This window comes from Bacillus sp. AFS088145, assembly GCF_002564465.1.
In the GTDB taxonomy this organism is placed as follows: domain Bacteria; phylum Bacillota; class Bacilli; order Bacillales; family Bacillaceae_G; genus Gottfriedia.
On the sequence record NZ_NUUX01000044.1, the window covers coordinates 115259 to 129232 of the forward strand.

Below are 13974 nucleotides of genomic sequence, written 5' to 3' on the forward strand. Positions count from 1 at the left end.
AATAGAAGGTAAATATTTCTAAATGTTTTGGGGTGACACACATGGAATCAACAAAAGTAAAACTAAGTATAAAAGATATCCTAAATAAAGAGTTTAAAGTTTCAATGCGAGGATATAATCAAGAGGAAGTGGATCAATACTTAGATTCAATCATTAAAGATTATGAATCGTTTCAAAATCAAATCGTAGCCCTACAACAAGAAAATGCAAAGTATAAAAAATTGTTGGAGGACCAAAAGAACACAGCTACACCTCCACCATCACCTTTTAATAATACGAATACTGATGTTCTAAAAAGATTATCAAATTTAGAGAAGCATGTTTTTGGTAGTAAACTATTCGAATAATTTTAACTTAATTTATATTTTAAGAAAGCATTGCAAACTTAAGTATAATTTACTATACTAATAAATGTTCGTTTCAATATGTTCGGGTAATCGCTGCAACGCTTGACGTTGTTGAGGAAAGTCCATGCTCGCACAGTCCTGCGATGGCTGTAGTGTTCGTGCCTATCGAAGTCATAAGATAGGGTAGCTGTGTATCAGCTAACGGCAGGGAACGGACCTAAGTCCTTTTAGGATATGGTTCTACTACCTTTAAAGTGCCACAGTGACGTAGTCCTCGAAGAAATGAGAGGAGTGGAACGCGGTAAACCCCACGAGTGAGAAACCCAAATTATGGTAGGGGAATCCTTTCAAAGGAATTGAACAGAGAAAGGGACAGATTATTCTGTAGATAGATGATTACCACCTAGTAGTACGAGGCGAGAGCCGTTTGAAGTACGAATGGTACAGAACATGGCTTACAGAACATATGAAATGATGAAACTGTTTAAAAACTCTTCATTCTATGGAGAGTTTTTTGTAATTTCGACGTAAATTGTTCATAATGAAAATAGGAATTAAAATGAAAATATGAAAAGAAAAGTTCATTCTTAGTTTGAATGAGATAGGTGGTTAAATTGGCGAAATATACATTAATTGCTACTGCTGCAATGGGGATCGAAGCACTAGTCGCTAGAGAAATAAAAAGCCTAGGGTTTGAAGATGTAGTAGTTGAAAATGGTCGAGTATTATTTAAAGCGGACGAAGCTGGAATTGTGAAAGCAAATTTGTGGCTTAGAACAGCTGACCGAGTGAAACTACGTGTTGGTGAATTTAAGGCAACCTCATTTGATGAATTATTTGAAAAAACAAAAGCCTTACCTTGGCATATGTTTATACCAAGAAACGGTCAATTTCCTGTGTCAGGAAAATCGCATAAATCAAAATTATTTTCAGTATCAGATTGCCAAGCAATCGTCAAAAAAGCAATTGTTGATAAATTAAAAACAATCCAAAATATACAAGGTATGTTAATTGAAGATGGTCCATTATTTCGAGTGGAGGTCTCTATTTTAAAAGATATCGTAACATTAACGATTGATACTACTGGTCGTGAAGGCTTACATAAAAGAGGATATCGTGTAGATCAAGGTGAAGCACCATTAAAAGAAACACTTGCGGCTTCATTAGTATTACTAACGAATTGGAATGCTGATTTACCTTTTGTTGATCCATTTTGTGGATCTGGTACAATTCCAATTGAGGCTGCATTAATTGGACATAATATCGCTCCAGGATCGTTTAGAAGCTTTGCGTCTGAAGATTGGCATTGGATCGGTAAAAAAAGATGGAATGAAGCAAGACAAGAAGCAGAAGACTTAGCAAATTATGATCAAAAACTAGAAATAATCGGTTCAGATATTGATCATCGAATGATTAATGTTTCAAAAGCGAATGCTGATGAAGTTGGATTATCAGATTCAATTGCATTTAAACAAATGCAAGTAAAAGACTTTACTACTAAATCTGAGTATGGATATGTTGTTACCAACCCACCATATGGTGAACGATTAAACGATCGACCTTACGTTGAAAAGTTATATTCAGATATGGGGAATGTTTTTACAAAATTAGATACATGGTCAGTGTATTTACTTACTAGTCATGAGGGATTTGAACAATTTTACGGTAAACCAGCAACAAAGAAACGTAAATTATTTAATGGTTTCATTAAAACTGACTATTATCAATACTTTGGAAAAAGACCTCCAAGAAGAATCGAAGAGTAAAAAGGTTAAAAAGGTGTTCGCAATGTCTTTTCAGACGATTGAGGCACCTTTTTATTTATAATAACGTATTTCGTTAAAGTTTTTACGAACAAAACTTGAACAAAAATTGAATTCGTTTTGTTAGCACTATAAATTTATTGCAGGTACAATTCTAAAACCATGATTTTTTTCGAGTAAATGTGCAACATGCCAATTCGTTTCTGCAGTACTTTTATATTGAGTGACTAGATCATGGAATTCATCATTAGAGAAACTCTTTTCATGCTGAAGTAAATAAAGGTCTCTTACAACACTTATATCATCATTTGTATCAAAATTAGTCTGTATTAAAGAATATAAGTACAAATAAACACCTCCAAACTACCATTTTTAATTATTTTATAGATTTCCCGATAATTCGAATGTTATAGCCATTAGTTAATTTTGAAATATAATCATTTTTCTTTTAAATGAAAAAAGATAATTTGTTACAATTAATCTAGAAAATAAGCCAATTTAAAGGACTGATCTAAAATGAAAAAACCACGTATTGGAATGGTAGGATTAGGCAATATTGCACAAAAAGCATATCTACCAATTCTTACAAAAGAAGAAAACTGGGATTTTATCGGTGCATTTTCACCAAATAAAGAAAAGCGCAAGAAAATATGCTCACAATACCGAATTCAAGATTTTGAAAGTTTGGAATTACTGGCAGAACAAAGTGACGCAGTTTTTGTACATAGTGCAACTAGTTCACATTTTGAGGTTGTATCGTATTTACTAAATAAAGGTAAAGATGTTTATGTTGATAAACCTCTAGCAGCTACATTACCAGAATCAGAGAAATTAACTGAATTAAGTATTAAACTAAATCGAAAACTTATGGTTGGATTCAACCGCCGATTCTGTCCAATGTATGTGCAGGCAAAAGAACAGGCAAAGAATATAGCGGTAATCAGATTTGAAAAACATCGAGAGAATAAAATTGGGTCTAATTCATTCGAGTTTACGATGCTGGATGATTATTTACATTTAGTTGATACCATTAGATGGTTTGCAGATGGAGAAGTTAACTTGATTAATGGTAGAGTCAAACTTACTCATACTAATCAATTAGAGTATGCTACTCACCAATTTGAATCGTTAAAAGGAACTACTATTAATTCAGTTATGCACCGAATGGCAGGAACAAATCTTGAACGCTTAGAATTAATTACTGAAGGGTCGATTATAAGGGTAAAAAATATGAACAACTTCGAAGTAGAACAAAATAACTCAATAAATAATTCGTTTTCATCATCATGGGACACAACATTAAAACAAAGAGGTTTTGAGGATTGCATTAACCATTTTATCAATTGCTTAAACTCTGATGAAAATCCATCGATTAATGGAGAAGAAGCATTAAAATCTCAAATGATTGTTGAAGAAATGATAAAGCAGGCAAAAGGCTGGTAAAGTTAACTAGAAAGTTATAAGAATTTAAAAGCGAATTTATTTCGTTCAAAATATACAATTCACTTAGTCTTTAGGTAATCATGCCTTATTTCCCTTGCCTTTCCCTCACTTTTTTTGTATGATAGCGGGTAGAGACAATTTTTAAATAATATAATGGATCGAATAAATTTGCAAAATTAAAGTTCTCAAACGAGGACTTTTTCTTTTTAATTTACATTTTGGGGGTAGCAATGAGTCATTCAACTAAATTACCTTTTGAGGTAGGAAAGCAAGACCAATTCATTGAAAAGCTAGGGGAATGGATTGGGGACGTTTTTTACGATTTATTACCAGATGCAGGCTATGAATTAAGAGATGAGCAAATTTTTATGGCTTATCAGGTTGAAAGAGCGTTTAAAGAAAAGAAAGTTATTTTTGCTGAAGCAGGCGTTGGTACAGGTAAAACGTTTGTCTATTTACTATATTGTTTATGCTATGCAAGATATACAGGTAAGCCAGCTATTATCGCATGTGCTGATGAATCTTTAATTGAACAGTTAGTAAAGAAAAATGGGGATATTGAAAAATTATCGAATGCTTTAAATTTGTCAATTGACGTTAGATTAGCAAAATCAACTACAAATTATCTATGTTTGAAAAAATTAGATTTACAACGTTCAGAAATTGATGTTTCGGATGCTGTTTTAGGTGTTTATGAAAATTTACCAAGCTTTGTAAATGATTATGGTACACTCCAAAAATTTACTCCATATGGAGACCGTACAGAATATAAGGACTTAACAGATGAAGAGTGGGATACAATTTCATATGATTATTTCCAGGATTGCTCTACTTGTGAACAAAGACATAGATGTGGACAAACTCTATCAAGAGAACATTATCGTAAAGCAACTGACCTAATTGTATGCTCACAAGAATTTTATATGGAGCATATTTGGACGGTAGAATCTAGAAAACGTGAAGGTCAATTGCCATTACTTCCTAATCCAAGCTGTGTCGTATTTGATGAAGGACATTTACTTGAATTTGCAAGTCAAAAATCGTTAACTTACCGTCTGCAACAAGAGACATTAAATACATTTTTATCATTTTTAATGCAATCAGGTACGCGTGAAAGCTTCCAACAATTACTAGAAGATACATTAGAAACGTACGATCAATTCTTTTTTGAGTTAGATAACAATACCGAAGAAGTTGAAGGATCTAGACGTTATAAACTGAATATGAATGAAAGATTAATTAAGTTAGCAAGGAGATTAAAGTCTCAAATTAGTAGCATCGGTGATGAGTTAGTCTTTGAAAGTGAAATGTATACGATTGATGAATATCAGTTAAATATTGTTGATGAGCATTTAGATGATGTTGAACGTTGCTTAAATTTATTTATTAATGAAATTACAGCGATTCAATGGATTGAGTATAATCAAAATGAATTAACATTAGTCATTATGCCAAAGGCTGTAAATGAGCTTTTACAAGAAAAAGTATTTAATCAAAAAATGCCGATTGTATTTTCATCTGCAACTCTTTCTCAAAATAGTTCTTTTGATTATATCGCAGGTAGTTTAGGGATAAAAGATTACTTATCATTTTCAGTTAATTCTCCGTTTGATTATGATGAACAAATGAAAATAGAGTTAAATCAAGTTGATCCAACCAAAATTGAGGAAAAAAATGAAAAGATTATTGAGAGGTTAAAGGATAATAACGGAAGTACATTAATTCTCTTCAATTCAACTCAAGAAATGAAAAAATTTAAACTGCAAGTTGAAAAAGAAAAATTAGACTTCAATTTATACTTTGAAGGTGAAGAAGAAATTAGTTCGATTGTACAAAAATTCCAAGAAGATATTAACGCGTCTTTATGTGCTGTTCATTTATGGGAAGGATTAGATATTCAAGGAATGTCACTAAGTCAAGTGATTATTCATGCGCTACCATTCCCGCCAAATGATCCTGTATTCCAATCAAAACGTCAAAATTCACAAAACCCTTACTTCGAGATTGATGAGCCGTATATGTTATTAAGATTACGCCAAGGTATTGGACGACTAATCCGTAGTCATGAAGATAAAGGAAAAATCGTTTTATTTATTGAGAATGATCTAAACAATGAAACGAAAGATAAAATCTTAAACTGTTTACCAATTAATCCATCTTAAAAAGCTAGCATTCGCTAGCTTTTTTTAATTACAAATTCCAACTCTAGATTTACTAAAATTGCATTCGAAAAATTCCTTAAATGCGAAAAAAGCTGTATCTCCAGTTGTTATACGATGGCCATTAATTGGTAAATAATTCTTTTCAACACGAATATTTTTAGTTATTGGACCATCTGGTAAGTAAGTTGGGCAAATAATCGTCCAATTTAACTGACTTTCATTTAATAAGTTATAAGCTTTTTCATGATCGGTTGCTGCAGTTGTTGATTTGCGTTTTGATTCAGAGCTTTTATAACGTAGAATGGTTGAATCTACTCTTGATTGTAAAATACCAGCAGTTCCAATTGTAATGATCCTATCTATTTTTTTCATTTCAAGAAGAGGGATTAGTAGTCCCATTGTTTTAGATAAAATATTCTCACCTCCAGTATTTAAGGCAGAAATTACTCCATCAACGTTTTCTAAAGCTAAATTTAAATCTTTTTCATTTAGCGTATTTCCTTTTAAAACTGTAAGAGCTTCATGATGAATCGTTATTTTTTGTTCATCTCTTACTAAAGCAATTACTTCACATTTAGCCTCTAATAATAAATCCACTAAAAAAGAACCAACTCTTCCAGTTGCTCCTAATAATAATATTTTCATAACATCACCTTGCTGTATTGTACAATATTTTTATTGATTATGTCTTTTATATAAACTTAATCACATGATTTCTGAAAATGAAAGTGCTTTTAAAGCTTAATATTAATTCAATTTAAAAGTTATGATAGAATGATATTAACATCCTAAAATTTAGAAATGAGGGGTAAATATGGCAATTAATAAAATCCAAGAAGAATTTACTGACTATTTAAAGAAGATCGAAAATTATAATGAAGCAATTAATGTTATGTACTGGGACCTAAGAACGGGAGCGCCTAAAAATGGAGCTGAACAAAGATCAAATGTCATCAGTGAGCTTTCAGCAGAAGTATTTGAAATGACAACATCAAGTACGATGGAAAACTATTTAAATTTATTGGAAAAAGAGATAGGCACAGGAAACTTAAGTGAAATCATTGAAAAATCTGTTAAGGAATGTAGAAAAAATTATGATTTAAACTGTAAAATCCCTAAAAATGAATATGCAGAATATGTAAAGCTTTGTTCATTAAGTGAAAATGCTTGGGAAGACGCTAAAACTGAAGGTGACTTTAGTAAGTTCCAACCATATTTAGAGAAAATTGTAGCAATGAAAAAGCAATTCATTGAATATTGGGGCTACAAGGATAAGAAATATGATACATTATTAAGTTTTTATGAACCTGGTATGACAACTGGGAAGCTTGATGAAGTTTTTGGTAAAGTAAGAGAAAGTCTTGTACCATTAGTTGCGAAAATTTCAAATTCGCAAACTAAACTAATTCGCGAAGAATTGTCACAACCGATTTCAATTGCTCTTCAAAAAGAAGTTAGTGAAGAGATACTTGTAAAATTAGGTTATAATTTCGATTCTGGTCGTTTAGATGAAACAGTTCATCCATTTCAGATTACTTTAAATCCTGGTGATGTTCGTGTAACAACGAAATATATAGAAGATAACTTTATGAGCGCGCTTTTTGGAACCATTCACGAATGTGGCCATGCACTCTATGAGCAAAATTTATCAGCGAATTTAATTGGGACACCATTATGTGAAGGTGCATCGATGGGGATTCATGAGTCTCAATCATTATTCTTTGAAAATATGATTGGAAGAAGTAAAGAGTTTTGGGAAGCTCAGTATGAAAGCTTAATTGCAAAAACTGGTGAGTATTTTAAAAATTTATCGGTAGAAGAATTTTATAAAGCAATAAATCATAGTGAACCATCGTTAATTCGAATTGAAGCGGACGAATGTACATACCAATTGCATATAATGGTTCGATATGAAATTGAAAAAGAACTGTTTGATGGTGATTTACAAGTAAAGGATTTGCCAAAAGTATGGAATGATAAAATGGAAGAATACTTAGGTATCATTCCATCAAACGATCGAGAAGGAGTTCTTCAAGATGTTCACTGGGCAGGTGGAGATTTTGGTTATTTTCCTTCGTATGCATTAGGTGCGATGTATGCAGCACAGTTTAAGCATAAAATGAAACAGGATTTAAGCGATTATGAAACAATCTTAAAAAGCGGCGAGATTCATCAAATTGTTAATTGGCTAACCCTTAATATTCACCAATATGGAAAACTAAAAGAACCGAAAGAATTATTAGTAGATGTTACAGGTGAAGATTTAAATGTAAAATACTTTATTGATTACTTAGAAGATAAATACTCTAAATTGTATAATTTAGTATAATCTAATTCGTATGGATGGAGGTTGTTAAGAACCTCCCCATATTCATTATTAAAGAAATCATAAATAAATGATTAATTCCAAGTTATTATTTTTATATGTTTTTTTAATAAGTTCAAAGAATAGACATAATTAGATATTTAATTAATTACTTTTTTATAGTATTATAGATAAAAATGAAAGCGTGTTCACAATTGCTTATTAAGAAGAGTTGAATTTAATTAGGTGAAATATTGAAGATCTAAAGTAACTGAAATTAAGTTCAAAAAATATTCACATTTAGAAAGTCTTAAGATATTTTTTTATAGTATTATAGATAAAAATGAAAGCGTGTTCATACTTTTTTGAAAAGGAGGTAATTTGAATGTTTTTTAGGACAGCCAGATCTTTAGAACGAAATATTGAAGAAAAACGAATCAAGTTGCAAGAAGCTCAAAATCAAAATAATGACAATCATCAAGAAGTAGTAAAGATTCGTCATCAGTTGGACACTGATTTAAGAGAACTACAGAAATTATTGAAAACGGTTGCAGTTAAACAATCAAAAATTAATATTAAACCAATATGAAAAATAGTACATAGACCACAAAATATTTTTTGTGGTCTTATTTTTTTCGTAGTGGAAAAAAATCACCTCATTTATTCAAAAATGCTAATTATGTAGCTTGTATAAAAAAATTAAGACAAATAGTTAAAAATCACTAATCAAAATCAAAATTCCATAAGTATAATAGAGTATATCGATTAATATCCATTTTTTTATAAAAATGTGGAATGAGGTTCTAGATGGATTTTGAACTGGCAAGTCGTATTAGAAGATTGTTTGCAGCTTGGATCGATGGCTCTATAAATCTTTTATTTTCTAAACTGGGGTTACTAATACTTGGGTTAGAAAGTAAAGACATTTTGGATTTATTTATGTTTAGTAGTAAGCAGCTGTTTCTATATTCAATTTGGTCGCTACTATTTATTTTCCTATTTTATGTCATAGTACCAACCTATATTTGGAACGGACAAACAATAGGAAAAAGATTATTAAGTATTATGGTTGTGAGGGATACAGATGACTTAGTTGATTTCAAAACAATGACATTACGTTCGATATTCGCTTTTGGTTGTCAGCTAAATTTGCCAATATTTATAGAAGCAATCGGAATTTTGTATCTAATAGATCTATTTTTTATCTTCCGAAAAGATCGGAAAACATTGCATGATTTAATCGCTAAAACGAAGGTTGTTTATTATTAATAGCACTAAAAAATACCCTTTAAAGCTATTTTCAAGCTTTAAAGGGTATTTATCTATTTATTTTATAATGATGTTTTAGCTAAATATTCATCAAGCTGATCAAAAGTACCAGTGAAACCTTGTTGCATAGAATCTTTATTTGCAATAAATGCAGCAACTTCTTCATCAGTAGCATTGATCGGAAAACCTTTTAATGTAATTGTTGTTTTATCATCATTTTCTTCTAAAGTTAAAGTGTTTTGAATTTCCAATGGCCAAACTTCAAAGAATGGAGCGCGAACCATATTACCTTCTTGATCAGAGAATGAATTAACAAATACAATTTTCTCAGGTTCAATAATTTCACCAAAAACAAATAAACCCCACATTACGAATCCGTCTGGTGATTCCATTTTATAGTGGAATTTACCTCCTGGTCTAAATTCTAACGTTGTTACATCCATTTCAAAGCCTGTTGGACCCCACCAGTTTTTAAGATGGTCTGCTTCTGACCAAACCTTGAATACTAATTCACGAGGCGCATCAACAACCCTTGTTAAAACTAATCCTTGTTCATCTACATTAAACGTATTTTTACTCATTATTAATCCCTCCATTTATTTAATATTGATAAATTAGACATTATTTCCTTCTAAAAAAAAGAAAACTAGGTACTTCTCCTTTTACTAATTAAATTGTGTGCACCGAATAAGCTAAGATTATTTGCCTTGTAATTTTTTTAAATAATCGTCCAATTGATCGAATCTCTGTTCCCAGACGTGTCGGAATGACTTAATCCACGAATCTATTTCTTTTAGCGGCTGGGGTCTTAGTTTATAAATTCTTTTATTGGCGATTGGTTGAACTTCGACAAGCCCAGCTTCACTTAAAACGCGAAGATGCTTTGAAACCTGTGGTTGTTTAAGTCCTAAGCTTTCAGCTATTTCACCGACTGATAGAGGACCGTCACGTAAGAGTTCGACAATCTGTAACCGGTTCGGCTCTGCAAGAGCAATTAAAGTCGAATTCATAAATTGAATATACCTCAATGGGAATATTCCTGTCAAGGAATATTCGGAATATAAATTTGTGTTGATCTGAAAAAGACTTATGTAGTATTTACGAAGTGATTAAACAATATTCATTTTGTCGAGAAATATTATTTGAAAAATGAGACAATTCTTATTTACCCATTTATTTTTTGTGTTACTATTTAGCTGACTCAAAAATTTGATTTTAAAAGGTGGGTGTTTTGATGAGCCTAAAAGATTATGAGGCTTCGTTTTTAGATTATGTGAGAAAAATGTTAAACATTGAAGAAGCAATTAGTGTTTTATATTGGGATCTTCGAACAGGTGCACCTAAAAATGCTGTAAGTCAGCGTTCAAATGTAATTAGTCAATTATCAGCCGATGTTTTTAAAATGAGTACTTCTAAAGATATGGCTCATTATTTAATAACAATGGAAGAAGCCATTAGTGCAGGTAAATGTTCATTAGAAGTTGAAAAAACTGTAAAATACTTAAGAAAGCAGTACGATCGAAATACGAAAATACCAGTTGATGAGTTTGAAGCCTTTATTAAATGCCAAGCACTTTCTGAGAGTGTTTGGGCAGAAGCGAAGGAAGAAAATAATTTTGCTAAATTTGAACCTTATTTAACTGAAATAATTGAATATAAACGTAAGTTCGTTGAATATTTAGGATATAAAGACTGTAAATATGATACATATTTAGAACAATATGAACCTGGAATGACTGTAAATAAACTGGACGAAGTGTTTTCAGAAGTAAGAAATAAACTAGTACCGATTGTTAAAGCTGTATCGACTAGCGGGAAAAACTTTGAAAAAGAAGAGATGAAAGCATTCGTTTCGACGCAAAAACAAAAAGATATATGTGAACAACTATTAGCTTCGCTTGGTTATAATTTTGAAGCCGGAAGATTAGATCCAACTCCACATCCTTTTGCTACTTCTCTAAATTTAGGTGATGTTAGAGTAACAACGAAATATCATGAAAATAATTTTGAAAAAGCCATTTTTAGTACAATTCATGAATGTGGTCATGCACTATATGAGCAAAACATTTCCAAAGATTTGGAAGGTTTACCGATCGCTCAAGGAGCGTCGTTAGGTATTCATGAATCTCAGTCACTTTTATATGAAAAGATAATTGGACAAAGCTATGAATTCTGGAAATCAAATTATCCAAAGTTAAAAGAGCAACTTAATGGAGTGTTAGATAATGTTTCTCTAGATGAATTTTATAAATTGATAAATAATAGTAAGCCTTCATTTATTCGTATTGAAGCTGATGAATTAACTTATCCTTTACATGTCATGATTCGTTATGAAATTGAAAAGGATTTATTAGATGGAAAAATTCAAGTTTCAGAGCTTCCTTCAATTTGGAATCAAAAAATGGGGGAGTATCTAGGAATAATACCTGAAACTGATCGAGAAGGTGTTTTACAGGACGTACATTGGTCAATGGGGCATTTTGGATACTTTCCAACTTATGCATTAGGTGCAATGTATGCTGCTCAAATTAAAGCAACAATGGAAAAAGAATTACCAAATTTTAGTGAATTAGTTGAAACGAATGATTTTCAAACAATTCTTGATTGGTTAAAAGTGAATATTCATCAATTTGGTGCAATGAAGGAACCACAACAAATTTTGAAGGATGTTACTGGTGAAGAATTGAATGTGAGATATTTTGTTGATTATTTAGAATCAAAATATACAAAATTGTATGAGTTGGAGGAAGTAAATAAATCATAATTTGTGAATTAGAAATGTTGTGGGGGGTATGTTAGAAGCATTTAAATGGAAATTATTGCGAATGTAGATTCGAGTAAAATGAGATATACTAAAACTGCACAACAGAAAGAAAACTCCTTTGAAACGCTTAGACAATTCTTATTATTTGTTCATGGTCAATGAATGAATAGTGAATTGTCTTTTTTTTATTTAAATTTTGGCAGAAATTTAATCTTGCAAATTTTGAGGCTAAATGTCATCTTTTTTCCACTCTAGGATTTTTCAAAGAATAATTTTCCAATTTAATACAAAAGGTAATGACTATAAGGAGTGGGAAATTATGCCTTTAATTTTATCTGTTGGGAAAGCTGTACCTAAATATAAAATCGATCAGGAAAATATAGTACCTTTTATTCGAGAGCTTTTTTTGAAAAGATACCCTTCAATCGATCGCTTATTATCTGTATTTCAAAATGGTGAGATTCAAAGTCGATATATTTCTAAGGAGCTTTCTTGGTATAGCGAAGAGCATAGCTTTGAGCAAAAAAATCAGGCTTACACTGAAATCTCAATTGAATTATCAATAGAAGCGATTAAAAATTGTTTGACAAGTAATGAATTTCTATCTTCGGAAATTCAATATGAAAAAATTGATGGAATTATTTTTGTCTCTTCAACTGGTATTTCAACCCCTACAATTGATGCTCATATCGCAAATATTCTGCCATTTAATTCTTCGATTAAAAGAATTCCCATTTGGGGCTTAGGGTGTGCTGGTGGTGCGAGTGGTGTTTCTAGAGCATTTGATTATTGTAAAGCCCATCCAAAGTCAAATATTTTACTAGTTGCAGTTGAATTATGTAGTTTAACATTTCAAAAAGAAGATCTTTCCAAAAGTAATATAATAGGAACTTCGTTATTTGCTGATGGAGCAGCAGCGGTTCTAGTTATTGGCGATGAGAGTGATTTGAAAAATCGAACGATACATAAATCTTTACCGTCAATCGAACAAACTAATTCAACTCTTATGCCAAATTCATTAGACGTAATGGGATGGGATGTTCGGAATGATGGTTTATTTGTCATTTTTTCAAGGGATATACCATCAATCGTTAAAAATTGGTTACAACCAGTTGTTTCAAATTTTTTAACGGGAAATGAACTAACAATAAGGGATCTAACTCATTTCATTGCTCATCCTGGTGGAAAAAAAGTATTGGACGCATATATCGATTCATTAGAGCTTTCAGAAGCGGATGTCGGAATTTCCTTAAATATTTTAAAATCATATGGAAATATGTCATCTTGTACTGTGTTATTTGTGTTAAGTGAGTATATGAAGTTAGGAAAAACGAATGAGTACGGTCTTCTTTGTGCGTTAGGACCAGGATTTAGTTCAGAGTTATCTTTGTTAAAGTGGGTAGAATGCTAATGTTAAAGATTATTTTTTTATTCATCATCATACAAAGAGTGATTGAGCTAGGTATAGCAAAGAATAATGAAAAGAAATTAAAAATGCGGGGCGCACTTGAATTTGGCCAAGAGCATTATAAATTTTTTATCATCTTACATAGCATGTTTTTTATTTCAATTCTAATTGAGAATTATTTCATTCATTATATAAAAATTAGATTTTTTACCTTTCTCCTAATCGTTTTTATCATATTACAATTAGCAAGGGTATGGGTTATTTCAACGTTAGGGGAAAGATGGAATACAAAAATCATTATTTTACCTGATGAAAAATTAGTAAAACGTGGGCTTTATAAATATATCAAGCATCCAAATTACATAATCGTTACAATTGAATTATTAGTCATACCTATTATGTTTCATGCGTATATAACAACTGTAATCTTTTCTGTTTGTAATTTAATTTTATTAAAAGTAAGAATCCGAGAAGAAAATAAAGCGCTTTTACAATCAATCGAATAGCTATTGA

14 protein-coding genes and 1 other RNA gene are annotated in these 13974 nt (G+C 31.2%); 11 read left to right on the top strand and 4 right to left on the bottom strand.

Features of this window, described 5'->3' with window-relative positions:
* The first annotated feature begins 41 nt into the window (after positions 1–41).
* From gpsB to COI44_RS21970, 3 genes are all read left to right on the top strand, one after another.
* Positions 42–347 (top strand): cell division regulator GpsB, encoded by a 306-nt coding sequence (gpsB, locus tag COI44_RS21960; protein WP_098429787.1) that lies wholly within the window; start codon positions 42–44, stop codon positions 345–347.
* A 78-nt stretch (positions 348–425) separates the two neighbouring features.
* An RNA gene (rnpB, locus tag COI44_RS21965) (RNase P RNA component class B) lies at positions 426–810 on the top strand.
* A 151-nt stretch (positions 811–961) separates the two neighbouring features.
* Complete coding sequence (locus COI44_RS21970) at positions 962–2113, top strand: THUMP domain-containing class I SAM-dependent RNA methyltransferase (protein WP_098429788.1); 1152 nt, start codon at positions 962–964, stop codon at positions 2111–2113.
* Positions 2114–2239: 126 nt separating this feature from the next.
* On the opposite strand, the gene COI44_RS21975 is transcribed toward COI44_RS21970, so the two are convergent.
* A complete protein-coding gene (locus tag COI44_RS21975; protein WP_069031943.1) occupies positions 2240–2458 on the bottom strand; it encodes a hypothetical protein in 219 nt (72 codons plus the stop codon).
* 168 nt (positions 2459–2626) lie between these two features.
* On the opposite strand from COI44_RS21975, the gene COI44_RS21980 reads away from it, so the two are divergent.
* Both COI44_RS21980 and COI44_RS21985 read left to right on the top strand, forming a co-directional pair.
* Complete coding sequence (locus COI44_RS21980; RefSeq protein ID WP_098429789.1) at positions 2627–3553, top strand: Gfo/Idh/MocA family protein; 927 nt, start codon at positions 2627–2629, stop codon at positions 3551–3553.
* A gap of 230 nt (positions 3554–3783) precedes the next feature.
* Positions 3784–5715 carry an ATP-dependent DNA helicase gene (locus tag COI44_RS21985; protein ID WP_098429790.1) on the top strand — a complete coding sequence of 644 codons (1932 nt, stop codon included), beginning with the start codon at positions 3784–3786 and terminating at the stop codon, positions 5713–5715.
* A gap of 24 nt (positions 5716–5739) precedes the next feature.
* On the opposite strand, the gene COI44_RS21990 is transcribed toward COI44_RS21985, so the two are convergent.
* Positions 5740–6360, bottom strand: a complete 621-nt coding sequence (locus tag COI44_RS21990) for an NAD(P)-dependent oxidoreductase (protein WP_098429791.1) — start codon at positions 6358–6360, stop codon at positions 5740–5742.
* A gap of 169 nt (positions 6361–6529) precedes the next feature.
* Between COI44_RS21990 and COI44_RS21995 the strand changes: the two genes are divergently transcribed.
* From COI44_RS21995 to COI44_RS22005, 3 genes are all read left to right on the top strand, one after another.
* Positions 6530–8044, top strand: a complete 1515-nt coding sequence (locus tag COI44_RS21995) for a carboxypeptidase M32 (RefSeq protein WP_098429792.1) — start codon at positions 6530–6532, stop codon at positions 8042–8044.
* 361 nt (positions 8045–8405) lie between these two features.
* Positions 8406–8609, top strand: coding sequence for an aspartyl-phosphate phosphatase Spo0E family protein (locus tag COI44_RS22000; RefSeq protein ID WP_069031948.1), 204 nt, complete (start codon positions 8406–8408; stop codon positions 8607–8609).
* 218 nt (positions 8610–8827) lie between these two features.
* A complete protein-coding gene (locus tag COI44_RS22005; protein ID WP_098429793.1) occupies positions 8828–9289 on the top strand; it encodes an RDD family protein in 462 nt (153 codons plus the stop codon).
* Between the two features lie 62 nt (positions 9290–9351).
* On the opposite strand, the gene COI44_RS22010 is transcribed toward COI44_RS22005, so the two are convergent.
* Entirely contained in the window at positions 9352–9870 is a 519-nt protein-coding gene (locus tag COI44_RS22010) for an SRPBCC family protein (protein ID WP_098429794.1), read from the bottom strand.
* A 117-nt stretch (positions 9871–9987) separates the two neighbouring features.
* On the bottom strand, positions 9988–10299 hold the full coding sequence (locus COI44_RS22015) for an ArsR/SmtB family transcription factor (RefSeq protein WP_091021102.1): 312 nt from the start codon (positions 10297–10299) through the stop codon (positions 9988–9990).
* Positions 10300–10523: 224 nt separating this feature from the next.
* Between COI44_RS22015 and COI44_RS22020 the strand changes: the two genes are divergently transcribed.
* From COI44_RS22020 to COI44_RS22030, 3 genes are all read left to right on the top strand, one after another.
* A complete protein-coding gene (locus COI44_RS22020; protein ID WP_098429795.1) occupies positions 10524–12053 on the top strand; it encodes a carboxypeptidase M32 in 1530 nt (509 codons plus the stop codon).
* 319 nt (positions 12054–12372) lie between these two features.
* Positions 12373–13464 carry a type III polyketide synthase gene (locus COI44_RS22025; RefSeq protein ID WP_098429796.1) on the top strand — a complete coding sequence of 364 codons (1092 nt, stop codon included), beginning with the start codon at positions 12373–12375 and terminating at the stop codon, positions 13462–13464.
* The gene (locus tag COI44_RS22030; protein WP_286164040.1) at positions 13464–13967 is read left to right on the top strand and encodes an isoprenylcysteine carboxyl methyltransferase family protein; all 504 of its coding nucleotides are present in this window, start codon (positions 13464–13466) and stop codon (positions 13965–13967) included. The genes COI44_RS22025 and COI44_RS22030 overlap by 1 nt, the downstream gene beginning before the upstream one ends.
* The last annotated feature ends 7 nt before the right edge of the window (positions 13968–13974 follow it).

Excerpts from the sequence above, each read along its gene's own strand:
- gpsB (WP_098429787.1), top strand. The coding sequence starts at position 42 with ATGGAATCAACAAAAGTAAAACTAAGTATAAAAGATATCCTAAATAAA.
- COI44_RS21980 (WP_098429789.1), top strand. The coding sequence starts at position 2,627 with ATGAAAAAACCACGTATTGGAATGGTAGGATTAGGCAATATTGCACAA.
- COI44_RS21985 (WP_098429790.1), top strand. The coding sequence starts at position 3,784 with ATGAGTCATTCAACTAAATTACCTTTTGAGGTAGGAAAGCAAGACCAA.
- COI44_RS21990 (WP_098429791.1), bottom strand. The coding sequence starts at position 6,360 with ATGAAAATATTATTATTAGGAGCAACTGGAAGAGTTGGTTCTTTTTTA.
- COI44_RS21995 (WP_098429792.1), top strand. The coding sequence starts at position 6,530 with ATGGCAATTAATAAAATCCAAGAAGAATTTACTGACTATTTAAAGAAG.
- COI44_RS22000 (WP_069031948.1), top strand. The coding sequence starts at position 8,406 with ATGTTTTTTAGGACAGCCAGATCTTTAGAACGAAATATTGAAGAAAAA.
- COI44_RS22005 (WP_098429793.1), top strand. The coding sequence starts at position 8,828 with ATGGATTTTGAACTGGCAAGTCGTATTAGAAGATTGTTTGCAGCTTGG.
- COI44_RS22010 (WP_098429794.1), bottom strand. The coding sequence starts at position 9,870 with ATGAGTAAAAATACGTTTAATGTAGATGAACAAGGATTAGTTTTAACA.
- COI44_RS22015 (WP_091021102.1), bottom strand. The coding sequence starts at position 10,299 with ATGAATTCGACTTTAATTGCTCTTGCAGAGCCGAACCGGTTACAGATT.
- COI44_RS22020 (WP_098429795.1), top strand. The coding sequence starts at position 10,524 with ATGAGCCTAAAAGATTATGAGGCTTCGTTTTTAGATTATGTGAGAAAA.
- COI44_RS22025 (WP_098429796.1), top strand. The coding sequence starts at position 12,373 with ATGCCTTTAATTTTATCTGTTGGGAAAGCTGTACCTAAATATAAAATC.
- COI44_RS22030 (WP_286164040.1), top strand. The coding sequence starts at position 13,464 with ATGTTAAAGATTATTTTTTTATTCATCATCATACAAAGAGTGATTGAG.